This window comes from Tropicibacter oceani, assembly GCF_029958925.1.
Classification (GTDB): Bacteria; Pseudomonadota; Alphaproteobacteria; order Rhodobacterales; family Rhodobacteraceae; genus Pacificoceanicola; species Pacificoceanicola oceani.
Genome location: NZ_CP124616.1, coordinates 2320876 through 2343611, shown reverse-complemented (window position 1 = coordinate 2343611; position 22736 = coordinate 2320876). Strand labels below are relative to the sequence as shown.

The following is a 22736-nucleotide window of genomic DNA, read 5'->3' as shown; positions in this document are numbered from 1 at the left end:
TGGGTTTGGGTCTGGGGGCAATCGTCTTTTCCATGGCGCCATTAACCACGGGGAAACTTTCCATCGCGTTAATGCGCTTATGTGCGATCTGATGCTTCCCCTGCCCCAATCCCCCGAATTTGCCCGCACCTGCGATGCGCTTGGCTTGCCGATCCGCAGGATGCAGCGCGAATCGGGGGGCGAACTTTCCCTTGTCTGGCAGGTCCAGTCCCGCAATTTCGGCCCGCTGGGGCGGGTCGACATGATCTCGCGCGGGCCGGTGGCGCGCGATCCGGCCTGCCTGCCCGACTGGCTGGACCGCTTTCAACGATGGCAGGACGGGCGGCCCCTGCTGCTCAATTCCGACGGTTTGCCCCCCGAAGCGCTGCGCCAAGCGGGCTTTTGGCCGCTGATGACCCCCGCAAGCCTGGCCCTGCTGCCGCTTGGCCCCGGCGCAGCGCTGCGCGCGGGCTTGCAGCAGAAATGGCGCAACCGGTTGAACCGGGCGATGGGCGCCGGTCTGCGGGTGACGCGCCACGCCCTGTCCTCGGGCCACTGGCTGCTGACGGCCGAGGCCGCTCAGGCCCGCAAAAAGGGCTATCGCAGCCTGCCCCCCGGCTTTGCCCTGGCCTTTGCCCGCGCCAATCCCGGCAAGGCCCAGCTGTGGGAGGTCAACCAGAAGGGCCAGCCGCTGGCCGCCGTTCTGATGCTGCGCCATGGGCGCATGGCGACCTGGCAGATGGGCCATGTCACCCCCGAAGGCCGCAAACACTCGGCGATGAACCTGGCGCTGTTCACCGCCATGACCGCGCTGGCCGATCAGGGCCACAGCCTGCTCGACCTTGGCACGATCAACACGCAGGACGCCCCCGGCCTGGCCCGGTTCAAGCTGGGCACAGGCGCGCAGACGCATCGCCTTGGCGGCAGCTGGCTGCACTATGGCGCGCTGGCGCCGATCGCCCGCAGGCTGCCGATGCGGCTGGCCGCCTAGCGCCCCAGCATCCACTGCCCCTCGGGCCAGAAGGCGTGAAAGGCAAAGGCAAACATCACGTCATGCGGCAGATCACGCCCCTGCCCGTCCCGCACCCGGACCGAGCCGACATCCCGCCCATCGGCAATCACCGCCGCATCCAGCGCCGAGGCCTGCCCGGCCTGCCAGCTGATCCGCACACCCGCCTCACGGATCTCACCCTCTGCCGCCAACCTGTCCATCGGCCAGGCCCGCGAACCCACCCGGATCACCCGCATCAGCGGCGCAATGCCATGCGGCGGCATCTCTCCCGAGTAAAGAAACGGCCGATGGGACGTGTCATAACCGCGATAGGGGTTCTGGCCGTAGGGCCGCCGCGCGGCGGGTTCAGCCATGACCAGCCCATCGGGATTGCGCGCCACGAAGGCCCCCCAATTCTCCATCCAACTGGGCAAGGCGTCCAATTCCACCCCGGTCATCTCGCCGACAATCCCGGTGCCGATGGCCTGTTGCCACCAGCTTTCGGTCTGCCGGTCGAACATGATCATGTCGGAATTGCGCAGCTTGCCCGAGACACCGAACTCCAACACCCTGCCGCCCACGCGCCGATCAAAGGTCAGCGCCGAATTGCACAGCGGGCAAAAGGTCACGGCCACCGGCACCCCGCCGACCACATCGTTCACGATCTCATGCCAGGTCAGATAGCGGATCGGATAGGCCCGCGCGGCCTGCCCCTCGATCTCCAGCGCGATCACCGGCTCATTCCTTGCCAGCCCGTCATGCTGCGTCACCGCAACCATGACCGGATCGCTCAGCGCCGGAATGCCATCCCGGGGCGGGCCGCCCGAAATCACCTCGACCCAGTTCCCGACCGAGGTCTTGCCAAAATCCGTCCTCGGCCACTCGTGTTTCCAGAACGCCGGATCAGCCAGCGCCGCCGCTCCGAACAAGCAAAAAGCCCAAGCCAAAACAAAGCGCATGATCCCATCCTCCCAGCCCCCAGCATGCCCGGCCAGACCCGATCTGACCAGCACCCCTGACGCGCAAGTGATCGCCCTTGGGCTTCTTCTTGGCAAAAATACTCCGGGGGGGCGCCGCAGGCGCGGGGGCAGCGCCCCCAAACCGCCCCACAAAGCAACAGACGTTGCCAAAGCGCCAAAAAGAAAGCGCCCGCCGAAAGGCGGGCACAATCAGATCAAACCGGCAAATGCCCGGTCACTCGGTGACTGTCACGCTGACCATGCGGTCCGGTGCGCCGGTGACCTCGCCATTGCGGCCTTCGCCGCGCTTGATGGCGTCGACCACTTCCATGCCTTCGGTCACTTCGCCGACCACGGTGTATTGGCCGTTCAGGAAATGCCCCGGCGCGAACATGATGAAGAACTGCGAGTTCCCCGAATCCGGGCTTTGCGAGCGCGCCATGCCGACCACGCCCCGGTCAAACGGCTTGTCCGAGAATTCGGCCGCCAGATCGCCCCGGTCCGAACCGCCGCGCCCGGCCATGCGCATGTCGAAATCCGCAGCCTCGGCATCGCCGAACTGGACATCGCCAGTTTGGGCCATGAAGCCTTCGATCACGCGGTGAAAGACGACGTTGTCATAGTCCCCGGCCTCGGCCAGCGCGGTGATCTGCGCCACGTGTCCCGGTGCAACATCCTCGAACAGGTCGATGGTGATGGTGCCATTGGCGCCCTCGCCCGCGACCTCGATCTGCAGCCCCGTCGCCAGCGCGGGCGAGGCCATCAGTGCAAAAACAGCGGCCAGCTTACGCATCTGCGGCCACCTTGACGCTGATCATCTTGTCGGGATTGGCGGGCGGCTCGCCCTTGGCGATGGCGTCCACATGTTCCATGCCGGAAATGACGCGGCCATAGACCGTGTACTGACCGTTCAGGAAATCATTGTCCTTGAAGTTGATGAAGAACTGCGAATTGGCCGAGTTCGGGTTCTGGCTGCGCGCCGCGCCCAGGGTGCCACGGCTGTGCGGCAGCTTGGAAAACTCTGCCGGCAGGTCGGGATGCTCGGATCCGCCGGTGCCGGCGCGGCGCGGGTTGTAGCTGTCGCTGTCTGCATTGCCGTGTTCGACATCGCCGGTCTGCGCCATGAAACCGTCGATCACGCGGTGGAACACCACGCCGTCATAGGCGCCGGCGCGGGCCAGTTCCTTCATCCGTTCGGTGTGCTTGGGCGCCACGTCCGCCAGCAGTTCGATCACGACGGTGCCGCCTTTGAGCTCCATCACGATGGTGTTTTCGGGGTCTTTGATCTCGGCCATGGTACACTCCCATTCGAATTGGCTTTGGTCACAGGACTTAATGCGCGCACCCGCGAAAGCCAAGACGCCGTTGACGACCTGCGCAACAAAGGGCAGACAGCCAAGAACAAGCGAAGTGGAGAGAACCATGGCCTGGAAAACCCTTGACGACATGGACCTGGACGGCAAACGCGTGCTGACCCGTGTCGACATCAACGTGCCCGTGGAAGACGGCCGCGTGACCGACGCCACCCGGATCGAACGGATCTGCGCCACCGTACAGGACATCCTGAACCGGGGCGGCAAGCCGGTGCTTTTGGCCCACTTCGGCCGGCCCAAGGGCACGCACAACCCCGAATTCAGCCTGCAGCCGCTGATCCCGACGCTCGAGGCGGTGCTGGGCGCGCCGGTGGTCTTTGCCGCCGATTGCGTCGGCCCCGCCGCGCAGGCCGTGGTCGATGCGCTGCAGCCCGGCCAGGTCGCCCTGCTGGAAAACACCCGCTTTCACGCCGGTGAGGAAAAGAACGATGCGGGCCTGGCGGCGCAGATGGCCGAACTGGGCGATGTCTATTGCAACGATGCCTTTTCCGCTGCGCACCGCGCCCATGCCTCGACCGAAGGCCTGGCGCATCTGCTGCCCGCCTGCGCAGGTCGCCTGATGCAGGCCGAGCTTTCGGCGCTGGAAAGCGCGCTTGGCGCACCCGAACGCCCCGTTCTGGCGGTGGTCGGCGGCGCCAAGGTATCGACCAAGCTGGACCTGCTGGGCAACCTTGTGGAAAAGGTCGACATGCTGGTGATCGGTGGCGGCATGGCCAACACCTTTCTGGCGGCACAGGGCATCGACGTCGGCAAATCGCTGTGTGAACACGACATGGCCCCGACCGCGCGCGAGATCGTGGACAAGGCCAAGGCGGCAGGCTGCGAGATCATCCTGCCCGGCGACGTGGTCGTGGCGCGCGAATTCAAGGCCGGCGCCGCGAACGAAACCGTTGCCGCCGATGCCTGCCCCGCCGATGCGATGATCCTGGATGCCGGCCCCGAAAGCGTGAAGACCGTCCAGGCCGCGATCGAGCGGGCCAAGACGCTGATCTGGAACGGCCCCCTGGGCGCCTTCGAGATCGAGCCTTTCGACACCGCCACCAACGCCGCCGCCAAATACGCCGCCAAGCGCAGCGCCGGGGGCAAGCTGGTTTCGGTCGCGGGCGGGGGTGACACGGTTTCGGCGCTGAACAAGGCGGGCGCATCCGAGGATTTCACCTATATCTCGACCGCCGGGGGTGCCTTTCTGGAGTGGATGGAAGGCAAGGTGCTGCCGGGTGTCGCCGCACTGGAGACGGACGACGAGGACGCCTGATCACGGGCGCGGCTGGGGGCTCTGCCCCCAGACCCCCGGGATATTTGCAGCACAAAGAAACCAGGCCCGCCCGGGCCCGGGATCAACCGCCCAGATCGCGCAGCAATGCGATGGCGGCGGGGGCAGTGAAGGCGGTGCTGTGACCGGATGGATCGCCGCCCTGAACATCGCTGAGGTCGATCACCGTGACCGGAAGATCGCCGAGGCGGCCGGGTTCTGTGATCGAACCGAGGCGCGTCGGTTTGCCGGTCAGGAAAGCCGCGATGTCGAGCATGCGGTCACGCGCCGAGACCAGCAGCATGAAGGGTTGCGGAAAGGGCGTGATGCGCCGCGATTGCTGGATGAAGACGTCTTCGTCGATGTCCGGGCTGATCAGCGCGACGCCTGACAGCCGTTCGATCACCGCGCCCCGCCCTGAAATCGACATCTGGCGCAGCGTTTCCATGACAAGCTGGCTGCCCATGGAGTGGGCCACGATCAGCACGCGGTTGTCGCGGGTCAATTCGGTCAGCAGGATTTCCAGCCCGTCGCGCGAGAAGATCACGCTGTCGCGGTCGTAGACATAGCCGCGCGGGCTGCCCGCCGAGGGCCAGGAATAGGCGATCACCGGCACCTTTGCTTCGAAGTCATGGGCGATCTGGGCCAGGCGATAGACCGCCTCGGCGTTGTTCACGTTGTAGCCGTGCACGAAGACCACCACTTCGCGCGGTCCGTCAGGGCGGGCCTTTTCAAGGCCGGCGAGGAAATCCTGCGGGCCGTCGAACTGGTGTTCGGCGCTGACGATGAAATGCTTGGCCAGGTCGGGCCGTTCGGGGGCTGGCCATTCGATCTGGCCCGTGCGGTGCACCGGCGGGATCGAGACATCGAGCCGGACATAGCGCAGCGAGGGGTCGCGGGATTCGCCAAAGCGCTGCTGAAAGAGATAGCCGTCCTCGCCGGTGGCAGGGTTGCGGTTGGTGGCGACGAACACCGGCTGGACCACCGCGCCGGGCAGCGTGGCGCCGGGGATTATGCCGATCACCCCCCGTGCGGCGCAGGCCGACAGGGTCAGGATCAGGACGAGGGACAGCATCAGGCGACTCATGCGCCCAATCTACCGTGGCGTGGATTTCACGCCAGAGGCGATGCCGCCGCACCGGCCGCGAATCGGCAGGAATGCAACGGTCCGGCCGGGATTCGCCGGTGGCGCGAATCGCCCTCTTTTCCCCTTGCGACCTGCGTGTCATCCTTGCCGCAGCCCCCCGGTTCAAGAGGGGGCACAAGGCAGAGCAACTTCAGATCAGGCAACCTTTTCCCGATGACCAACCGTCGTGCGCGACCCTCACTTGGTGTGCTTATCTTCTTTGCCGTGGCGCTGAGCCTGACGGCCTATTTCACCTTTGCCGCCGTGCAGGGCGATTACGGCCTGTTCCGCCGGGCCGAGGTCGTCGTCGAGGCGCACGAGCTGAAAGGCGAGCTGGACCATCTGAACGAAGAGGTCGCGCGCATGGAAAACCTGACGCGGCGCCTGTCCGACGAATACCTGGACCTTGACCTGCTGGACCAGCAGGCGCGCGACATCCTGGGCGTTGTCCGGATGGATGAAATCGTCGTCAACTGAGCCTGCCGGGGCGCCCTGCCCGCTGTGACGCCCCTTGCGCAAAGGCTTTACTCGCCCTGACTGCGCCGCTACCCTTTGGAAAACCGTTCAACGCTAAACGATATCCTGGGGAGGAGACGCCATGGCGGCCCGCAAGACCACGGCCCAGCCCAATGTTTCGGCAGAGGAGCTTTTGGCCTATTACCGCGACATGCTGCTGATCCGCCGGTTCGAGGAAAAGGCAGGCCAGCTTTACGGCATGGGCCTGATCGGCGGCTTCTGTCACCTTTATATCGGGCAAGAGGCCGTTGTCGTCGGTCTGGAAGCCGCCGCCGAAGAGGGCGACAAGCGCATCACATCCTACCGCGATCACGGCCACATGCTGGCCTGCGGCATGGACCCCAATGGCGTCATGGCCGAACTGACCGGGCGCGAGGGGGGGTACTCCAAGGGCAAGGGCGGCTCGATGCACATGTTCAGCCGGGAAAAACATTTCTACGGCGGTCACGGCATTGTCGGCGCGCAGGTGCCTTTGGGCGCAGGCCTCGCCTTTGCCGATAAATACAAGGGCAACGGCCGCGTCACCTTTACCTATTTCGGCGATGGCGCCGCCAACCAAGGCCAGATCTACGAGACCTTCAACATGGCCGCGCTCTGGGACCTGCCGGTGATTTTCGTCATTGAAAACAACCAGTACGCCATGGGCACCTCGCAGAAACGGTCCACCTCCACGCCCGAGCTTTATACCCGCGGCGCGGCCTTTGGCATCAAGGGCGAGGTCGTCGACGGCATGGATGTGCTGGCGGTCAAGGCGGCCGGGGAAAAGGCGGTGGCGCACTGCCGTTCGGGCAAGGGCCCCTATATCCTTGAAATCAAGACCTACCGCTATCGCGGCCATTCCATGTCGGACCCGGCGAAATACCGCACCCGCGAAGAAGTGCAGAAAATGCGCGAGGAACGCGATCCCATCGACCATGTGCGCGACATGCTGTTGCAGGGCAAACATGCCTCTGAGGACGATCTGAAGGCGATCGACAAGGAGATCAAGAAGATCGTGAACGAGTCAGCCGAATTCGCCCGCACCAGCCCGGAACCGGCCCTGGGCGAGCTTTGGACCGATATTTATGCCGAGGCGCCCCTGAGCGGCGAAGGCGCAGCGCAAATGGAAGAGGCCGAGTGATGCCGCATTTCGAGATCCACGCATCGGACGTGAGCGCCGCGAGAACCTTTTACACCGGCCTTTTTGGCTGGAATTTCAGCGCCATGCCCGCCGGCGACGACATCGAGTATTTCCTGATCGAAGGCCCTGGTTTTGGCGGCGATCACGGCCTGACCGCGGCATTAATGACCCGCATGGGCAAGGCCCCCGCCGCCGGATCGCCGGTTCGGGGTGGAACCATGACCTTCGAGGTAGCCGACTGCGACGAGCGTTACGCCTGGGCCCTGGCCAATGGCGGCGCCGAAGCCCTGCCGCCCACGGACTTTCCCGGCATTGGCCGGTGCGCCTGTGTCGAAGACGGCCAGGGCAACATTGTCGGCATGATCACACCCACCGCCGGAGGAGACGTGTAATGGCAATTGAAATCCTCATGCCCGCCCTTTCCCCGACGATGGAGGAAGGCACGCTGGCCAAATGGCTGGTCAAGGAGGGCGACAGCGTCCAGTCCGGCGACATCCTTGCCGAGATCGAAACCGACAAGGCCACGATGGAGTTCGAAGCGGTGGATGACGGGGTGATCGGCAAGCTGCTGATCGCCGAGGGCACCGCAGACGTCAAGGTGAACACCCCCATCGCCGTCCTGCTGGACGAAGGCGAAAGCGCCGATGCCATCGCCGCGCCCGTGGCCACCGCGCCCTCGGCGCAGGCCACAGCGGCCGCCGAGGCGGCCCCGGCACGGGGCCCCGAGAAGGGCGCCGCCCCCGCCACGGCAAAGGCAGAGGCGCCTTGGCCCGCAGGCACCAAGACCAGGAAACAGACCGTCCGCGAGGCCCTGCGCGACGCCATGGCCGAAGAAATGCGCGCCGACGACAGCGTGTTCCTGATGGGCGAAGAGGTCGGCGAATACCAGGGCGCCTACAAGATCAGCCAGGGTCTTCTGGATGATTTTGGCGCCAAGCGGGTCATCGACACGCCGATCACCGAACACGGCTTTGCCGGCATCGGCGTCGGCGCGGCCTTTGGTGGCCTGCGCCCCATCGTCGAATTCATGACCTTCAACTTTGCCATGCAGGCGATCGACCAGATCATCAACTCGGCGGCCAAGACGCTGTATATGTCCGGCGGGCAGATGGGTTGCCCCATCGTCTTCCGCGGCCCCAATGGCGCGGCGGCCCGTGTCGGCGCCCAGCACAGCCAGGACTATGCCGCCTGGTATGCGCATATTCCGGGGCTCAAGGTCGCCATGCCTTATTCGGCCTCGGACGCCAAGGGCCTGCTGAAATCGGCCATTCGCGATCCGAACCCGGTGATCTTTCTCGAAAACGAAATCCTCTATGGGCGCAGCTTCGACGTGCCTGTGCTGGACGATTACACCGTGCCTTTCGGCAAGGCCCGGATCTGGCGGGAGGGCACGGATGTGACCCTTGTCAGCTTTGGCATCGGGATGTCCTATGCGCTCGAAGCCGCTGATAAACTGGCCGAAGAGGGCATCAGCGCCGAAGTCATCGACCTGCGCACCCTGCGCCCCATGGACACCGAAACCGTCATCGCCTCGGTCCGGAAAACCAACCGCTGCGTGACCATCGAAGAGGGCTTTCCGGTGGGCGCCATCGGCAACCACATTTCGGCGGTGCTGATGCAACAGGCCTTTGACTATCTCGACGCGCCGGTGATCAACTGCACCGGCAAGGACGTGCCCATGCCCTATGCCGCCAACCTCGAAAAACACGCGCTGGTGACCACGGCCGAGGTGATCGAGGCGGTGAAACAGGTCACCTACCGATGAGCGTCGCGGTCCAGGGCCGGGACGCGGCGCGCGAAGCCTATCGCATCGAAACCGATGCGGGCCGCGCCTATGTCCCCGAATGCCTGATCGAAGGCCTGCGCCCCGGCGCGCGGCCCTCGCATCAGGAGGCTTATGAATGGATCGCCGCGCATCGCGCCAGGCTGGCCAGCGCCGTCACCGATCTGGCGCAGGGCAAGACCCCGCGCGCGCCCTATGACATCCTCACCCTGATCGAGGAGCACTGACATGCCCATCGAAATCCTCATGCCCGCCCTGTCCCCCACGATGGAGGAAGGTACCCTTGCCAAATGGCTGGTGAAGGAGGGCGACAGCGTGCAATCGGGCGATGTGATCGCCGAGATCGAGACCGACAAGGCAACGATGGAATTCGAAGCGGTCGACGAAGGGGTGATCGGCAAGATCCTGATTGCCGAGGGCAGCGAGGGCGTCAAGGTCAACACCCCCATCGCCGTCCTGCTCGAGGATGGCGAAAGCGCCAGCGACATCAGCGCCGCGCCCGTTGCCACCGCGCCCGCGGCGCAGGCAACAGCGGCCGCCGAGGCGGCCCCGCAAAGGGCCCCCGAGAAGGCCGCCCCCTCTGCCCTCACAAGGGACGGTGACCGGGTCTTTGCCTCCCCCCTCGCGCGCCGCATCGCCGCCGACAAAGGGCTGGACCTGAGCCAGATCACCGGGTCCGGTCCGCGCGGACGGATCGTGAAGGCCGACGTCGAGGGCGCGACCATGCCCGCCGCTGCGTCGCAGCCTGCCGCCGTTATGGCTCCGGCTACAGTTGCCCCTGCCGCTCCCAAAGTCTCGTCCGGCGCGATTGCAGCCATGTACCAGGACCGCGATTATCGCGAGATCCCGCTGGATGGCATGCGCAAGACCATTGCCGCCCGCCTGACCGAGGCCAAGCAGACCATCCCGCATTTCTACCTGCGCCGCGACATCCGGCTGGATGCGCTGCTGTCCTTCCGAGGCCAGCTGAACAAGCAGCTCGAGGCGCGCGGCGTCAAACTGTCGGTCAATGATTTCATCATCAAGGCCTGCGCCCTGGCGCTGCAGCAGGTGCCCGCCGCCAATGCCGTCTGGGCCGGGGATCGCATTTTGCAACTGACGCCATCAGACGTGGCCGTCGCCGTTGCCATCGACGGCGGGCTGTTCACGCCTGTCCTGAAGGACGCTGAAAACAAAAGCCTTTCCGCGCTCTCGGCGGAAATGAAAGACCTGGCGGCCCGCGCCAAATCCCGCAAACTCGCCCCGCATGAATACCAGGGCGGCAGCTTTGCCATTTCCAACCTTGGCATGTTCGGGATCGACAATTTCGACGCTGTCATCAACCCGCCGCATGGCGCGATCCTCGCGGTCGGTGCGGGGGTGAAGAAGCCGGTGGTCGGCGCAAACGATCAACTCGAAGTGGCCACGGTCATGTCCGTGACCCTTTCCGTCGATCACCGCGTCATCGACGGTGCCCTCGGGGCCGAGCTGCTGACCGCCATCAAGGACAACCTGGAAAACCCGATGGCCATGCTGGCCTGACGGAACCGATTTCTTCAAAAAGAAATCGGACCGAAGTCTTTCAAAGACTTCGGTCCGCGATCCCTTGCAGCGTTTTCGCCAAGGTCAAACCTTGTCCGCGTCCCGCAGCAGATGGTCCATGCTGATCGACGGCTGGGCGCAGCCCGCCTTGCCGACGATCTTCGCGGGCACTCCGGCGACGGTCGTGCACTCTGGCACCGGGTCCAGCACCACCGAGCCCGCGGCGATCCGGCTGCAATCGCCGATCTTGATGTTGCCCAGCACCTTGGCCCCGGCCCCGATCAGAACGCCATTGCCGATCTTGGGGTGGCGGTCCTCTTCTTCCTTGCCGGTGCCGCCCAGCGTCACCGAATGCAGCATCGACACGTTGTCACCCACCACGGCCGTCTCGCCGATGACGATGGAATGGGCGTGGTCGATCATGATGCCGCGCCCGATGCGCGCCGCCGGGTGAATGTCGATGCCAAACACCTCTGAACAGCGCATCTGGAAGAAATAAGCCATGTCGCGGCGTCCCTGCCGCCACAGCCAATGGCCGACGCGGTAGGCCTGGATGGCCTGGAACCCCTTGAAGAACAGCAGCGGCTGAAGATAGCGGTGGCAGGCCGGATCGCGGTCATGCACCGCGACGATATCGGCGCGGGCGGCGGCGGTCAGGTCCGGTTCGGCCTTGTAGGCCTCGTCACAGATTTCACGCAGGATCTGTTCCGACATCTCGCCATTGGCCAACTTGAGCGAGATGCGATAGCCCAGCGCCTGTTCCAGCGTCGGGTAATGCAGGATCGAATAATGCACCATCCCGCCAAGCAGCGGTTCGGCATCCACGGCCTCTTCGGCTTCGCGGACGATGCGGGCCCAGACCGGATCGACCTCGGCCAGTTTTGTGCGCGTTTCAGCCATCTTGTCTCTCCTTCGTCGGGCTCAGGATAGCAGATAGTCCCTTTGGTGAAAAACGCAAATCGGTGATGGGGTAAATCGCGGATCGCGCGGCCAGCCGGTCAGACCGGCTGGCGCCGGTCCAAAAGGGCATTCAGGACCGCGATGAAGCATTCGGCATAGTCGGGATCGTCCAGCCGCGGTTCATCGCGCGCAGCACCCCGCCCAAGGGCCGCCGCCATCAGCGTGCCATTGCCCCAGAAAGGATGCGCCTTGCCAAGGCGGCGGCGATAGCGGTCGGCGGCATCGGCCTGCAGGACCAGCCGCCGCGCCAGCCCGCCCCGCGCCGAGGCGGGCACCGCAAGCAGTGCCCGCGCCGCCGCGCTGACGTCCCCCGGCAAGACCGGTCTCATGCGGCCAGGACCCGGGTTGCAAAGGGCCCCGGACCAAAGCGCGCCGAAACCTGCGCCACCGCGATGGTGACAAGGCCGCCGGCCCCGTCGGCGCCCTGCATGCCCGCCGAATAGGTCCATTCGGGCGTGCTGGTCTGTTCTTCGCGCAGGATCGTGTCGCCTTGCAGGACGCGCACGATGTAGGTTTCGTTTTCCTCGCCAAGTGGCACTTCGAACAGGTCCCAGGAATCGCCGTCGATCCGTGTCCGGCGGATCCAGCGCACCGCCAGGTCGTTGCCCGAACGGGTCACCGTCAGATGCGCGGGCCGGTAGGGGCGCAGCCCGTTGCCGTCAAAGGCATGGACCTGGTGCACATAGGTCGGATCGTCATAGGGCCGGCGCGCGGGACCGATGCGGAAATGCCGCTCCAGCCGCCGTTGCGCCGCCGCAAGGGCAATCTGCACCGGTGTGCCGTCCATCAACACCACGATCGAGCCGACCGGCCAGGTTTCGGGCATGATCCCGTCGCTGCCCGCCTGCCCGCGCAAACGGTGGCTCAACGACCACAGGTCCTGGCCCAGCAGCTCGGCCTCGCGGAACTGGAACAATTCCCAGTTGCCCGGCGTACCATCGCCAATGGCCATCAGGTTGGCCCCCGCAAGCAGCGCCTCGTCCGAGATCGACTGCAGCGACCCGCTGGCCAGCCGGATGCGCAGCCCGGCGCTCCGGTCGATGCGCCCGGCGCCCGCCGCATGCAGCGGCGTTTCGGTGACCCCGATGACCGATTGCGCCGCAATGATCCCGTTCAGCGCGTATCCCGCATCCGCTGGCGCGTCGTAGACGGCAACTGATCCGGGCCATGGCTCGGCGGCCAGGGCAAGGTGCGGGGCATGTTCGACCTCTTCGCCGCTCATCAGGGGAAGATCCATGAAGAAGGGCGTGACCGGCACGGCGGCTGTAAAGGGACGCATGGACACGCCGTCCTCGGTGTATTCCGAAGGCTTGAACACATCGGGTTCGATGCGCACCGCGTCGATGATCTGGCGGTCCATGACATCGACCCTGTCAATGCGCGCCAGGACAGGCCCGGATTTGGCCGGGAGGCGTACCACATCCCCCGCCCCCAGCCGCAGTTTCGATGGCGGCAGGGCAAAGCGCATGGTATCGCGCGACACCCGCGCCTCGGCCAGCCAGCGTTCGGCGGTCTGGCGGCCTTCGGCCCGGGTCAGGGTCAGCGGCAGTTCGGTTTCGGCCACCGCATGGGTCTGTTCGTCCGGCAGCACGGTTTCCTCGGTCGAGACCTGATGATCGGCATCGGCCAGCACAAAGCCCACGCGCACCCGTCCGGCCATCTCGACCTCGCTGGCGCGGGTTTCCATCAGGTCGCCTTCGACGTCCTCGCTGATCGCCAGATCGTCCAGGGCAATATCCACCGGCTGTGCACCATCGCGCATCCGGAACACCACCACCCCGTCGCGCTCGATCGCGTCAAAGCCATAGGCCAGCATCAAGGGCTGCAAGGCCTGCCGCGCATCCCCGACATTGGGCACCACGTAGCCCCGCACGAAACCATGCAGCGCGCTGGTGTCGATCCGGGTCAGCCCGGAGCGCGCGCAGATCTCGCGCACGACCGAGTCGAGGCCCCGCCCCGAGACACGCCCGTTCAGCCAATGGCCCTGCCGATAATTCGGACCATCCGACCAAAGCGTGTCATTGCCGGGGAACCACGGATAGGGCCGCGCATCCCAGGCCCAGACAAAGGCGCGGGTCATGTCGATCATCGGCCCGCCGTACAGTTCCGACGTCGGGTTGTTCTGCGCCTGCCCCCAGTAGTCATGCATCGCACGGATGTACTGGCGCTGGATCAGCTCGTCGCGCAACCCGTTCGAGTAGTAGGGCAACGAGGATTCCGAGCTTTTGGGATCGACGAACTTGTTGGGCTGGTTGGTGCCCTTGTCGACCGCGGCGCAGCCCAGTTCGGTGAACCAGATCGGTTTCGATCCCGGCAGCCAGTCTGTCGGCTCGTCCGCACGAATGCCGCCGCTGCGTTCATAGTGCAGGTTCTGCCACCAGTTGCGAATGTCCTTGTAACGCCAGACCCAGGGTTCGTCGTGCGCGCCATCGGTGATCGGCTCGCGCCGCTGCGCCGCGCGCCCTTCGTCGCCATCGTAGTACCAGTCATAGCCCTCGCCCCCGGCGATATTCGCCTTGAGGTAGTCGAGGTTGTAGATCGACCCCCAGTCCGCGTCTGCGTGATCCTCTTCGTCGCGCCAATCGGACAGGGGCATGTAATTGTCGATCCCGACAAAATCGATGTTCGCATCGCTCCACAGCGGATCAAGGTGGAAAAACAGATCGTTCGATCCATCCTGCGGATGATAGCCGAAATACTCGGTCCAGTCCGCCGCATAGCCCAGCTTGACCCCGGCCCCCAGCAAGGTCCGGCATTCGGCGGCCAGCGCCTGCAGCGCGGCCACCGCCGGGAAACCGGACGCACCGCGGATCTGGGTCAGGCCGCGCATTTCCGAGCCGATGCAAAAGGCGCTGACGCCGCCCGCCGCCGCGCAAAGCGCCGCCTGGTGCAGCACAAAGCGGCTATAGCTCCACTCATCCGGGCCATCATAGCTGACCTCGCCGTTGCCGATGGTGAAATCAGCCGCCGTGACCGTTCCGACAAAAGCCGCAACCTCGGCATCCGCCGCAGCGGTGCCATCGCTGGAACCGGCTCGCCCCGGCGCTGCGTTCAGCGTGATACGCCCGCGCCACGGCAGCTTGGGCTGATCCGCTGCGCCGGTCCAGGGGTCGGTCAGACCGTTGCCGTCCATCTGGTCCATCAGGATAAAGGGATAATACATCACCTCCAGCCCCTCGTCTGTCATGCGCCGGATCGCCTGCACCACCGATTGGTCGGTAGGGGTGCCCCCATAGACCGGGCGATCGGCCTCTTGCGGGACCTGGTCGGCATCGGTGCGCGACAGGCCGCTGACCGACCAGGGCATCTTGGGCGCGTCGAATTCGGCCTGTTCGACCTTGGGCTTGATCTCGCAGGTGCCGCAGCGCAGGTCATTGCCGAACCAGCTGACCACAAGCGAGCTGGCCTTGCAGCCGGGCATTTCGTCGGTCAACTGCTTGAGCGACGTGTTGAAGTCCGGCTCCTCGGAGGGCGAATTGACGTTCGCCACCCGCTTGCCGCCCTTGCCCGCCCCGAACAGGTCCAGGGAACTGGCCGCATAGCGCATGTAGACCGGTTCCGTGGCCAGCGCATATTCCCCGGTGCCGGGGATCATCGCGACCCCGGTGACAGCCGACGGTATGTCCGTGGCATCGTTCAGTTCAGGGCGCGTCACCTCAAAGCTGAACTGCGGAATCCGGTTGCCGAACCTGGCAAGCTGCAGGTCCTCGATCACCACATAGGCGGTGCCGCGATAGGCCGGCACCTGGCCGGTGCCCTCGACCGCCTCGATCTTGGGGTCGGGCAGCTGGTCCTGGGTGCCGCGATAGACCCGCATGGTCAGGTCCTGCATGGGCAGCTCTGCACCGTCGGCCCAGACGCGCTGAACCCCGGTGATTTCCCCTTCGCACAGCGCCAGCGCAAGGCTAAGCGAATAGCTGTATTTCTTCACCTCGGGCTGGGGCGGGGTGCCCTTGCCGCCACCACCGCTTTGCTTGACGCGTTCCTTGAACTCGGTGGCCCAAATCACGTGCCCGCCCAGGCGCATCCGCCCATAGACCTGCGTCACCGGCGCGCCTTCGCCGGCCCCGGTGATGCGGAACCGGTCGATCTTGCCGGTCTCGACCGCTTCAGAGCCCTGCCCCATCAGCCGCTGATCCAGCGCCCGCCCCAAAGAGGCCCCGATGAAACGGCCCACCGCCGTCATGCTCAGCCCAAGCGCCGAGCCGCCGATGGAACTGCCGATTGCCGCACCTGCGGCCGAAAGAAGGATAGTCGCCATTACAGGGCCTCCACTGGAAGGGCAAAACGCGCCACGACGCGCCGCGCCCAAGGTGCGCTGAGCGCACTCTCGATGACTCCATGCCCGCTATAGGCATGCACGAATGAGGCCTGCGCCCCGGTTTGCGCCTGAATGCCCAGATGCTTGGCGACCGATGTGTCGCGCATCCGGAACAACAGGACATCGCCGGGCGCGGCCTGGGTCAGGGGTTTGGGTGTCAGATGGGTCAGGCCGACGCGCCACAGGCGTTCATCGCCCTGCGGTTCGGACCAGTCCATGGTATAGGCCGGGATCTGCTCGGGCTCGGGCCCGATCACTTCGCGCCAGACGCCGCGCAGCAGCCCCAGGCAATCACATCCCGCCCCTCTGGCCGAAGCCTGATGCACGTAGGGCGTGCCAATCCAGCCGCGTGCGGCCTCGACCACCTGTGTCATCTCCGGCTTCCTCCGCTGGTTGTCTTGGCCTGGGTGGCGTGCACAAAGACCCAGTCTTCCTCGGGGATGTCCGGAAAGCCCTGGTAGTTGACGACATTGTTGAACTTCAGCCGGCAGGTTTCGAACCGCTTGTCGCAGCCGGCAATCAGGCGCACCTGGTCCCCCGGTTGCGGCACCGCGCGCAGCGGCTCCCACAGGTCGATGCGGCGGCTGCCATCGCTGGCCAACTCGTCGCGCTTGATCGCGCCGCTCAGCCCTGCCGCCGCGCCCGAAAGTACCACAAGCCGCCCGCGCTGGAACCAGCCCGGCTCGAACTCGGACAGGTCCGCAAAATGGAACGACCGGGTTTCCTTGACCGATGTCACCGGTCCTTCGTGGAAATACCCGGGGCGCGTCACGTCAAAGCCGCAGCCCTTGTCGCCCAACACGGCCGAGCACGGCTTTTGGTACACACGCCCCAGCGGACGGCTCAGCAGATCGGTCAGGCCGCGCAATTCGGCGTGAAAGGCGCCATTGCCGCGGCGCAGCTCTCCGATATGGCCGCGAAACATCACGCGGCGCCCCGACACGTCGGCCCAGTTCACCAACCAGGACACCACCTCGGCGCCGTCAAAACGGCCTGCGGCGATGTCTTCTTCGCGGATCGCGCTGTCGGTCAGCGCGCCCATGGCCTCGGTGTTGTCGACCGACAGACCCGTGGCCTGCTGCAGCGCCCGGGCGGAAAGGCCGGTATCGGCGCGAAAGGTGATGCCCTCAAAGCTCAGGTCACGGTCATGGTCGGTAAAGCCATAGACCGTGCCATCGCGGCGCGTAACCGCCCAGGCCCGCGCCACCGTGCCCAGCCCGCCATCGAGATGGGCGTGAAGTGTTTCTGCATGCGTCATCAGACCCGCACCTCCACCACCGGCACGTCAGGCACCTGGCCGGCGCGAAAGCTGGCCACGCTGACGTTGATGCGGTCGGTGTCAAAACGCACCGGAACGTCGAATTCGAAACCGGCGCTGATTTCGACCCCTTCCAGGGGCGGTTCGACAAAAGTGATGATGCCGGTATCGGTATCCAGTTCGAAATGCACGCCTTCGCGCTGCTCGACATCCTGCACCGCGGCCACCACGCTGCCGGCAACCGGTTTGGTGATCGGGCGCGCATAGGCCCCTTCGCCCGACCGATACGTCTTGGTCAGCTGAAAGCTGCGGGTTTCGCCATCACCATGGGCAATGACCTGGTCGCCTGCTTCGGGGCTGCGCGACGGTTTGCAGGATTTGAAATCCGCCCAGTCCTTCCAGCGAAAGCCAAACAGCTGGCCCTGACGCGCCTCGAAAAAGGCGATCAGCTTTTCCACGTCGTCCAGCGACCGCAGCCCAAGCCCCGCATCATAGCGCCTGCGCGAATGCGCCCAGGGCGTGTTGCGCTCTTCGAAACCGCTGGTCAACTGAACGATGTCCGTCCGCCGCTCGGGTCCGCCAACCGAGCCAAAGCTCAGGTCCGCCGGAAATCTCACTTCATGAAACGCCATCTTTCCCTCCGATTACCTGTTGCGCGCGCCCTTGCCCAAAGCGCGGCTCATCTGGGCCGCGATCTGGCTTTGGCTGCGCTGGAACCCCTGAACGTCCGGGGTCGAAATGTTCATCACCACGGTGACCGGCTGGCCGCCGCCCTGGGAACGCACGCCCAGCTTGCCGTCGGCACCGCGGGTCAGCGGCATGATCGCCTCGGGGCCCGCTTCGCCCATCAACCCGGTGCCGCCGCGCATCGGAAAGCTCACCGGACCGCTGACGATACCGCCCGTCGCAAAGGGCATCACGCGCCCCTGCGAAAAGCTGCCGCCATTGGCAAAGGGCGAAAACGATCCGAACATCGCCGACATGCCCGTCGACAACAGCCCGCCGACATGATCGGCCACCGGCTTGACCGCCGCGCGGTAGGCCGCGTTGATCATCGAACTGGCAACCACCTGAAGCGCATCCGACAGCTTCATCCCATCCAGAACCACACCGTCGATGGCGCGGCTGACACCCGAACTCAGCGTCCGCTCCAACCGGGCGGCGCCATCCCCGGTGGCCGAAAACGTCTGGTGAATGCGCTTGAGCTCGGCATCGAACTGCGCGGCCATCCCGACCGCCCCCCCAAGCGAGCTTTTCAGCGCTTCGACCTCGTCTCCAAGGTCGTCGATCATATCCAAATCGCTCATGTCTGAGCCCCTTTCGTCTGATCCGGGAAGGCCGCCATCAGCTCGTCCAGCCGCGACCGTCCCATCGGTTTTCCACCTGGGCCGTCGCCCAGAAGCACTTGCAGCTCGGTCGGGGTCAGACCCCAGAATTCATCCGGGCTAAGCCCCAATCCGCGCATTCCCGCACGCATCAGCGCTGGCCAGTCAAACCCCGTCATCCGCGCTCTCCGGCGTCATGAAGGCCCGCGCAAGCAACTCGGCCGAGGCCCGTGCCGCCGCCATCGGCCCGCCTTCGATGTCGGCCTGCATCAGGTCCGCGGCGCGGCCTTTCCAGCCACCGCCGCGAAGCCCCGCGACGATCAGGGCCAGCACGTCGCGCGTGCTGAAGCCCCCGGTTTCGAAACGCTGCACCAGATCGACAAGCGATCCGCGCTCCAGCCCGGCCTCAAGCTCGGCCAAAGCGCCCAGTGTCAGCCGCATCAGGTGGCGCTGTCCGTCAATGACCAGCGCCACCTCCCCCCTCCACGGATTGGCCATTACGCCACCGGGACCGCGATGAATTCCAGCGCGCCCGCCGAGGCCAGCGCGACCTCATAGGTCGCCTCGCCATTGTGCGATCCGGCATATTCGATCGAGGTCACCTGAAACGCGCCCTCGACGGTGCCGAAATCCGGGATGATGACCTGGAACTCGGGCGTTTCACCGTCGAAAAAGATCTGCCGCGCCCGTTCATCGGTGCCCGCATCCTTGAACACACCCGACCCGCTGATATTGGCCGATTTGACGCCGGCACCGGACAGCAGCTCGCGCCAGCCGCCCTGGCTTTCCAGCGTGGTCACATCGACCTGCTCGGCGTTGAAGCTGACGCGCGTGGCACGCAGCCCCGCCATCGTCTCGAATTGACCATCGCCGGTCAGGTCCACCTTGATAAGAAGGTCTTTTCCGTTCTGAGCACCCATGATCTCACTCCAGTTGCATAGGGTTTGAAGAACCCGCGCGCGAACGCACCGGGCGGTTGTTCGAAAGGCAGCGCTCAGGCCGCCAGGTCGTCTTCCACGCGGGCGCGGAAGGTCAGGTCGATCCGGCGCAAACCGCCGGTCTCGCGTGTCGCCTTGGCCTTGCGGAACCACAGGCCCACCAGGCGGCCCCGGCTCAGCGTCAGGTCGGCGCCGACCAGCGCATCGCTGACCGCCCCGGCAGTATCCTTGGCGCTTTGAAACCCGGCGTTGTCCGTCACCACCGAAACGGTGAAATCATGCCAGGCCCCTGCACCGCTGACGTCCGACGCCTCTTGTGCCGTCTCCGGCCCGATCGAGACATACAGCGACGGCAGGCTGCCCTGCGGCAGGGCGTCAAAGATGTTGCTGCCGACCAGCGCGCCCAGCGCGCCATCGCCCAGCAATTGCGCATAGATGGCCGCCTGCAAGGCGCCGGAAACCGCATAGCTCATGGCGTAACCTCCTCTTCGCAAATACAAATCAGGTACTGGGGGCGCGCAGCGTCTTCGCTGACCGCGTTGATGGCGAAAACCCGGCCCTGGCCGCGCAACCGTTGCCCCGGTTGCGGGCGGTTCGAATGCCCGACCGGTGCCGCTCGCAGGGTGATCCGGTAACCGGTGACCGACACCATGCCGGTCTCGCCGTTGGCCATGCGTCCCGGTTTGGCCTGAACATCACCCCAAAGGGTGCCCAGCGCGCTCCAGGTCTCGGCATAGCCGCCCGCGCCGTCCGAAACCCGCTCGGGGCGCTCCAGCGTCAGGCGGCGGCTCAGGGTGACGCCGCTCATGCGCCCAGCCCCAGGCGCACCGGCTGATAGCGCGCGATCAGGCTGGTGACGCCAAAGGGCATGCAGCCCTGGCTCAGCGCGGTTTCATCGCGGTATTCGTAGTAGTGCGCCGCCAGCAGCATCACCGCCTGCGCCAGGTCGGCAGGCAGATCGCTGAAATCGGGGCCATAGCCCGCGTCAAAGCGGATTTCGGCCGCCCCGCCCGATGCGATCCCCGGCAAGGTTGCGCCGCGCGGCTTCAGCCTGGGGCCATTGGCATCCTGTTCCAGGCGATAGCGCAGCGGGTCGATCACCGTCGCCGCGCCATAGCCATCCACCAGCGTCACCTCGTTGACCGCCGACACCGGCGCGATCAGCAGCGATTGCGCCGTGTCGTCGCGCCATTCATTCAAGGTCATCACAAAACTGCGCGTGATCAGCGCCTTGGAACAGCGCGCCTCGATCGAGGCCATCGCCGCCCGCAAAAAGGACCCCAGCACCGCGTCCTGAACATCGTCTTCGGCAAACCCGCTGCCCAGCCGCAGGTGCCGCTTCAGCGCATCAACGGGCAAGGCCGCCTCGGGCACCTGTGTTTCTTCAACCAAGATCATGTCTTTTCTCCAAAGCTCCTCGCCCGGCCCCCAGCCCCGAACAAATCGGGCGCGCGCCGCCCACGTTGCACGGGCGGAGGGGGCTGCTGGACAACATCGGGACGCGCGCCCTCTGGAAGGCGGTCCTGATTGCCCGCCCCCCATTCTCGTCAGCCCTTAGGCGATGCAGCGCAGCAGCTTGATCGCCGCAAAGTCGCTGACATCACCGCCGACACGCTTGGTGGCATAGAACAGCACATGCGGCTTGGCGCTGAACGGGTCACGCAGGACGCGCAGGTCCGGGCGCTCGGCGATGGTGTAGCCCGCGCCAAAGTCACCAAAGGCAATCGGCGTCGCATCCACCGCGATATCGGGCATGTCCTCGGCGATCAGCACCGGATAGCCCAGCAGGCGGGCCGGCTCGCCCGAGGTAAACCCATCCGACCACAGGTGGCGGCCATCGGCATCCTTCAGCTTGCGCAGTGCGCCCGCAGTCTTGGAGTTCATCACGAAGGTCGCGCCAGCGCGGTATTCGGCACCCAGGGTATAGACCAGCTCGATCAGGTCATCGCCGCCGGCAAAGTCGGACCCGACCGAACCTTCGACATAGCCCAGCGACCCCCAGGCCCAGGACGCATTGCCCACCAGGGTGTGATCCAGGATGCCGCGCGGCTTGTCGACACCGTCACCGTTGACAAAGGCCGCAGCCTCGGCGCGGGCGAACTTGTCGGCGATGCGGCCCGCCAGCCAGCCTTCGACGTCAAAGGCGCTGTCGTCCAGCAGGCGCTGCGACACCTTGGGCATGGCGTTCAGCTCGTACAGTGGGATCGAGATGCGCTCGATGCTGGGCGTGCCGGTTTCCGCCGCCGACGAGGTCTCGTCAGCCCAGCCCGCGCCATTGTCGTTCTGGTCGATCAGGACGTCAAAGGACGAGGATTCGACATTGACGACATTGGAGATCGCCCGGATCGACGCCGTCGAGGCCAGGGTCGACTTGATGGTATCCGCGGTCTGCGGGTCCACCAGGTAACCGCCGTCCGAATTCACGGCCGTCGACATCGCCTTGCCTTCCAGGTGCAGGCCGCGCAGGCCATCGTCGTCACCGGTGCGCAGATAGGCGTCAAAAGCCTTCTGGTGGGGGGCTTCGACATCCATCTGGGTCGAAAGGGCCGGACGGCCCGTACGGGCGGATTTATGATCAAGCATGGTCAGTCGCTCTTCCTGTTTGTTCAGCTTCTCTTGAAGTTCGGCCTGAAGGCCTTTGAATTCCCCGATCAGTCCCGCCATCGCGGCACTCACTCGGGTGACCGGAGACACGTCTTCCCCGGTCCGAGACTTGCTCTCGGTCTTACTCATCAGCATGTTCCCGTGTCTGAGAGAGGCGCGCGTCAGTCGCCCGCCAGGTTCGCGCGCAGACCCTCCAGGGCCTCCGCCAACTCACGCAGGGCCGCGTCGTCCGGGGTTTCCCCCTTGGACGCCACCCGCGCACTGGGAAGCATCGGGAAAGTGACAAGCGACACCTCCCAAAGCTCCAGTTCCGTCAAGAGCCGTTGGCCCTTGTCATTCTTTGCCGCCTTCACGGTGCGATAGCCGATCGACAACCCGTCGATGGCGCCCGCCTCGATCAGTGCGGCGGCCTCGCGGCCCTTTTCCACGCTGTCCAGCAGGCGGCCTTTGACATACAGGCCGCGCTCGTCTTCGCGGACCTCGTCCCAGATGCCGATCGGCTGCGCCGGATCGTGCTGCCACAGCATCTTGACCGCGCGGCCCTCTTGCCCCAGGCGGGCAAGCGATCGCGCATAGGCGCCCTTGCTCACCACGTCACCGCCCTGATCGCAGGCGCCGAACAGGCTGGCATAGCCTTCGATCTTCGTGCCTTCGATCACCTGCACATCGCTGTCAAAGCGGCAGAACTTGTGTTCCAGATCCATATCCGT

General features: G+C 65.4%; 27 protein-coding genes. 8 read left to right on the top strand and 19 right to left on the bottom strand.

The genetic code is table 11. From position 1 onward, the window contains the following. Positions 1–91: 91 nt before the first annotated feature. The gene (locus QF118_RS11320) at positions 92–970 is read left to right on the top strand and encodes a GNAT family N-acetyltransferase (protein WP_282299169.1); all 879 of its coding nucleotides are present in this window, start codon (positions 92–94) and stop codon (positions 968–970) included. On the opposite strand, the gene QF118_RS11315 is transcribed toward QF118_RS11320, so the two are convergent. The 3 genes from QF118_RS11315 to QF118_RS11305 form a co-directional block, all read right to left on the bottom strand. After that, the gene (locus QF118_RS11315) at positions 967–1929 is read right to left on the bottom strand and encodes a DUF3179 domain-containing protein (RefSeq protein WP_282299168.1); all 963 of its coding nucleotides are present in this window, start codon (positions 1927–1929) and stop codon (positions 967–969) included. The genes QF118_RS11320 and QF118_RS11315 overlap by 4 nt on opposite strands. A gap of 235 nt (positions 1930–2164) precedes the next feature. Next, a complete protein-coding gene (locus QF118_RS11310; RefSeq protein ID WP_282299167.1) occupies positions 2165–2722 on the bottom strand; it encodes a peptidylprolyl isomerase in 558 nt (185 codons plus the stop codon). After that, positions 2715–3224 carry a peptidylprolyl isomerase gene (locus QF118_RS11305; RefSeq protein WP_282299166.1) on the bottom strand — a complete coding sequence of 170 codons (510 nt, stop codon included), beginning with the start codon at positions 3222–3224 and terminating at the stop codon, positions 2715–2717. The genes QF118_RS11310 and QF118_RS11305 overlap by 8 nt, the downstream gene beginning before the upstream one ends. A 127-nt stretch (positions 3225–3351) precedes the next feature. Between QF118_RS11305 and QF118_RS11300 the strand changes: the two genes are divergently transcribed. Continuing rightward, positions 3352–4557 carry a phosphoglycerate kinase gene (locus tag QF118_RS11300; protein ID WP_282299165.1) on the top strand — a complete coding sequence of 402 codons (1206 nt, stop codon included), beginning with the start codon at positions 3352–3354 and terminating at the stop codon, positions 4555–4557. An 82-nt stretch (positions 4558–4639) separates the two neighbouring features. Here the strand turns inward: QF118_RS11300 and QF118_RS11295 are convergent, their stop codons facing one another. Further along, a complete protein-coding gene (locus tag QF118_RS11295) occupies positions 4640–5629 on the bottom strand; it encodes an alpha/beta hydrolase (RefSeq protein WP_282299164.1) in 990 nt (329 codons plus the stop codon). Between the two features lie 225 nt (positions 5630–5854). Here QF118_RS11295 and QF118_RS11290 point away from each other — a divergent pair, with 225 nt between their 5' ends. The 6 genes from QF118_RS11290 (at position 5855) to QF118_RS11265 (ending at position 10620) form a co-directional block, all read left to right on the top strand. Continuing rightward, complete coding sequence (locus QF118_RS11290; RefSeq protein ID WP_282299163.1) at positions 5855–6157, top strand: FtsB family cell division protein; 303 nt, start codon at positions 5855–5857, stop codon at positions 6155–6157. 121 nt (positions 6158–6278) lie between these two features. Continuing rightward, positions 6279–7316, top strand: a complete 1038-nt coding sequence (gene pdhA, locus QF118_RS11285) for a pyruvate dehydrogenase (acetyl-transferring) E1 component subunit alpha (protein ID WP_282299162.1) — start codon at positions 6279–6281, stop codon at positions 7314–7316. Continuing rightward, the gene (locus tag QF118_RS11280) at positions 7316–7708 is read left to right on the top strand and encodes a VOC family protein (protein WP_282299161.1); all 393 of its coding nucleotides are present in this window, start codon (positions 7316–7318) and stop codon (positions 7706–7708) included. Before pdhA ends, QF118_RS11280 begins: the two co-directional genes overlap by 1 nt. Beyond that, on the top strand, positions 7708–9081 hold the full coding sequence (locus tag QF118_RS11275) for a pyruvate dehydrogenase complex E1 component subunit beta (protein WP_282299160.1): 1374 nt from the start codon (positions 7708–7710) through the stop codon (positions 9079–9081). The genes QF118_RS11280 and QF118_RS11275 overlap by 1 nt, the downstream gene beginning before the upstream one ends. Continuing rightward, positions 9078–9326, top strand: a complete 249-nt coding sequence (locus QF118_RS11270; protein WP_282299159.1) for a hypothetical protein — start codon at positions 9078–9080, stop codon at positions 9324–9326. Before QF118_RS11275 ends, QF118_RS11270 begins: the two co-directional genes overlap by 4 nt. A 1-nt stretch (position 9327) precedes the next feature. After that, positions 9328–10620, top strand: coding sequence for a pyruvate dehydrogenase complex dihydrolipoamide acetyltransferase (locus QF118_RS11265; RefSeq protein ID WP_282299158.1), 1293 nt, complete (start codon positions 9328–9330; stop codon positions 10618–10620). An 84-nt stretch (positions 10621–10704) separates the two neighbouring features. On the opposite strand, the gene cysE is transcribed toward QF118_RS11265, so the two are convergent. The 15 genes from cysE to QF118_RS11190 form a co-directional block, all read right to left on the bottom strand. Next, positions 10705–11520, bottom strand: coding sequence for a serine O-acetyltransferase (gene cysE / locus QF118_RS11260; protein WP_282299157.1), 816 nt, complete (start codon positions 11518–11520; stop codon positions 10705–10707). Between the two features lie 98 nt (positions 11521–11618). Continuing rightward, the gene (locus QF118_RS11255; RefSeq protein ID WP_282299156.1) at positions 11619–11909 is read right to left on the bottom strand and encodes a DUF7742 family protein; all 291 of its coding nucleotides are present in this window, start codon (positions 11907–11909) and stop codon (positions 11619–11621) included. Then, positions 11906–15841, bottom strand: coding sequence for a baseplate multidomain protein megatron (locus QF118_RS11250; protein ID WP_282299155.1), 3936 nt, complete (start codon positions 15839–15841; stop codon positions 11906–11908). Before QF118_RS11250 ends, QF118_RS11255 begins: the two co-directional genes overlap by 4 nt. Further along, positions 15841–16275 (bottom strand): NlpC/P60 family protein, encoded by a 435-nt coding sequence (locus QF118_RS11245; RefSeq protein WP_282299154.1) that lies wholly within the window; start codon positions 16273–16275, stop codon positions 15841–15843. Before QF118_RS11245 ends, QF118_RS11250 begins: the two co-directional genes overlap by 1 nt. Then, positions 16272–17159: a phage/gene transfer agent baseplate hub protein gene (locus QF118_RS11240; protein WP_282299153.1), complete on the bottom strand. Its 888-nt coding sequence runs from the start codon at positions 17157–17159 to the stop codon at positions 16272–16274. The genes QF118_RS11245 and QF118_RS11240 overlap by 4 nt, the downstream gene beginning before the upstream one ends. Continuing rightward, on the bottom strand, positions 17159–17791 hold the full coding sequence (locus QF118_RS11235; RefSeq protein WP_282299152.1) for a DUF2460 domain-containing protein: 633 nt from the start codon (positions 17789–17791) through the stop codon (positions 17159–17161). Before QF118_RS11235 ends, QF118_RS11240 begins: the two co-directional genes overlap by 1 nt. 12 nt (positions 17792–17803) lie before the next feature. Continuing rightward, entirely contained in the window at positions 17804–18466 is a 663-nt protein-coding gene (locus QF118_RS11230; RefSeq protein ID WP_282299151.1) for an RcGTA-type gene transfer agent tail tape measure protein, read from the bottom strand. After that, a complete protein-coding gene (locus tag QF118_RS11225) occupies positions 18463–18663 on the bottom strand; it encodes a rcc01693 family protein (protein ID WP_282299150.1) in 201 nt (66 codons plus the stop codon). Before QF118_RS11225 ends, QF118_RS11230 begins: the two co-directional genes overlap by 4 nt. Beyond that, complete coding sequence (locus QF118_RS11220; RefSeq protein WP_282299149.1) at positions 18650–18982, bottom strand: gene transfer agent family protein; 333 nt, start codon at positions 18980–18982, stop codon at positions 18650–18652. The genes QF118_RS11225 and QF118_RS11220 overlap by 14 nt, the downstream gene beginning before the upstream one ends. Beyond that, the gene (locus tag QF118_RS11215; RefSeq protein WP_282299148.1) at positions 18982–19404 is read right to left on the bottom strand and encodes a phage major tail protein, TP901-1 family; all 423 of its coding nucleotides are present in this window, start codon (positions 19402–19404) and stop codon (positions 18982–18984) included. Before QF118_RS11215 ends, QF118_RS11220 begins: the two co-directional genes overlap by 1 nt. Positions 19405–19478: 74 nt before the next feature. Next, positions 19479–19895, bottom strand: a complete 417-nt coding sequence (locus QF118_RS11210) for a DUF3168 domain-containing protein (RefSeq protein ID WP_282299147.1) — start codon at positions 19893–19895, stop codon at positions 19479–19481. Further along, positions 19892–20230, bottom strand: a complete 339-nt coding sequence (locus QF118_RS11205) for a head-tail adaptor protein (RefSeq protein ID WP_282299146.1) — start codon at positions 20228–20230, stop codon at positions 19892–19894. The genes QF118_RS11210 and QF118_RS11205 overlap by 4 nt, the downstream gene beginning before the upstream one ends. Then, positions 20227–20820 carry a head-tail connector protein gene (locus QF118_RS11200; RefSeq protein WP_282299145.1) on the bottom strand — a complete coding sequence of 198 codons (594 nt, stop codon included), beginning with the start codon at positions 20818–20820 and terminating at the stop codon, positions 20227–20229. The genes QF118_RS11205 and QF118_RS11200 overlap by 4 nt, the downstream gene beginning before the upstream one ends. Before the next feature lie 156 nt (positions 20821–20976). Further along, on the bottom strand, positions 20977–22155 hold the full coding sequence (locus QF118_RS11195) for a phage major capsid protein (protein WP_282299144.1): 1179 nt from the start codon (positions 22153–22155) through the stop codon (positions 20977–20979). Between the two features lie 32 nt (positions 22156–22187). Next, the gene (locus QF118_RS11190; RefSeq protein ID WP_282299143.1) at positions 22188–22730 is read right to left on the bottom strand and encodes an HK97 family phage prohead protease; all 543 of its coding nucleotides are present in this window, start codon (positions 22728–22730) and stop codon (positions 22188–22190) included. Positions 22731–22736 lie beyond the last annotated feature (6 nt).

Excerpts from the sequence above, each read along its gene's own strand:
- QF118_RS11320 (WP_282299169.1), top strand. The coding sequence starts at position 92 with ATGCTTCCCCTGCCCCAATCCCCCGAATTTGCCCGCACCTGCGATGCG.
- QF118_RS11315 (WP_282299168.1), bottom strand. The coding sequence starts at position 1,929 with ATGCGCTTTGTTTTGGCTTGGGCTTTTTGCTTGTTCGGAGCGGCGGCG.
- QF118_RS11310 (WP_282299167.1), bottom strand. The coding sequence starts at position 2,722 with ATGCGTAAGCTGGCCGCTGTTTTTGCACTGATGGCCTCGCCCGCGCTG.
- QF118_RS11305 (WP_282299166.1), bottom strand. The coding sequence starts at position 3,224 with ATGGCCGAGATCAAAGACCCCGAAAACACCATCGTGATGGAGCTCAAA.
- QF118_RS11300 (WP_282299165.1), top strand. The coding sequence starts at position 3,352 with ATGGCCTGGAAAACCCTTGACGACATGGACCTGGACGGCAAACGCGTG.
- QF118_RS11295 (WP_282299164.1), bottom strand. The coding sequence starts at position 5,629 with ATGCTGTCCCTCGTCCTGATCCTGACCCTGTCGGCCTGCGCCGCACGG.
- QF118_RS11290 (WP_282299163.1), top strand. The coding sequence starts at position 5,855 with ATGACCAACCGTCGTGCGCGACCCTCACTTGGTGTGCTTATCTTCTTT.
- pdhA (WP_282299162.1), top strand. The coding sequence starts at position 6,279 with ATGGCGGCCCGCAAGACCACGGCCCAGCCCAATGTTTCGGCAGAGGAG.
- QF118_RS11280 (WP_282299161.1), top strand. The coding sequence starts at position 7,316 with ATGCCGCATTTCGAGATCCACGCATCGGACGTGAGCGCCGCGAGAACC.
- QF118_RS11275 (WP_282299160.1), top strand. The coding sequence starts at position 7,708 with ATGGCAATTGAAATCCTCATGCCCGCCCTTTCCCCGACGATGGAGGAA.
- QF118_RS11270 (WP_282299159.1), top strand. The coding sequence starts at position 9,078 with ATGAGCGTCGCGGTCCAGGGCCGGGACGCGGCGCGCGAAGCCTATCGC.
- QF118_RS11265 (WP_282299158.1), top strand. The coding sequence starts at position 9,328 with ATGCCCATCGAAATCCTCATGCCCGCCCTGTCCCCCACGATGGAGGAA.
- cysE (WP_282299157.1), bottom strand. The coding sequence starts at position 11,520 with ATGGCTGAAACGCGCACAAAACTGGCCGAGGTCGATCCGGTCTGGGCC.
- QF118_RS11255 (WP_282299156.1), bottom strand. The coding sequence starts at position 11,909 with ATGAGACCGGTCTTGCCGGGGGACGTCAGCGCGGCGGCGCGGGCACTG.
- QF118_RS11250 (WP_282299155.1), bottom strand. The coding sequence starts at position 15,841 with ATGGCGACTATCCTTCTTTCGGCCGCAGGTGCGGCAATCGGCAGTTCC.
- QF118_RS11245 (WP_282299154.1), bottom strand. The coding sequence starts at position 16,275 with ATGACACAGGTGGTCGAGGCCGCACGCGGCTGGATTGGCACGCCCTAC.
- QF118_RS11240 (WP_282299153.1), bottom strand. The coding sequence starts at position 17,159 with ATGACGCATGCAGAAACACTTCACGCCCATCTCGATGGCGGGCTGGGC.
- QF118_RS11235 (WP_282299152.1), bottom strand. The coding sequence starts at position 17,791 with ATGGCGTTTCATGAAGTGAGATTTCCGGCGGACCTGAGCTTTGGCTCG.
- QF118_RS11230 (WP_282299151.1), bottom strand. The coding sequence starts at position 18,466 with ATGAGCGATTTGGATATGATCGACGACCTTGGAGACGAGGTCGAAGCG.
- QF118_RS11225 (WP_282299150.1), bottom strand. The coding sequence starts at position 18,663 with ATGACGGGGTTTGACTGGCCAGCGCTGATGCGTGCGGGAATGCGCGGA.
- QF118_RS11220 (WP_282299149.1), bottom strand. The coding sequence starts at position 18,982 with ATGGCCAATCCGTGGAGGGGGGAGGTGGCGCTGGTCATTGACGGACAG.
- QF118_RS11215 (WP_282299148.1), bottom strand. The coding sequence starts at position 19,404 with ATGGGTGCTCAGAACGGAAAAGACCTTCTTATCAAGGTGGACCTGACC.
- QF118_RS11210 (WP_282299147.1), bottom strand. The coding sequence starts at position 19,895 with ATGAGCTATGCGGTTTCCGGCGCCTTGCAGGCGGCCATCTATGCGCAA.
- QF118_RS11205 (WP_282299146.1), bottom strand. The coding sequence starts at position 20,230 with ATGAGCGGCGTCACCCTGAGCCGCCGCCTGACGCTGGAGCGCCCCGAG.
- QF118_RS11200 (WP_282299145.1), bottom strand. The coding sequence starts at position 20,820 with ATGATCTTGGTTGAAGAAACACAGGTGCCCGAGGCGGCCTTGCCCGTT.
- QF118_RS11195 (WP_282299144.1), bottom strand. The coding sequence starts at position 22,155 with ATGAGTAAGACCGAGAGCAAGTCTCGGACCGGGGAAGACGTGTCTCCG.
- QF118_RS11190 (WP_282299143.1), bottom strand. The coding sequence starts at position 22,730 with ATGGATCTGGAACACAAGTTCTGCCGCTTTGACAGCGATGTGCAGGTG.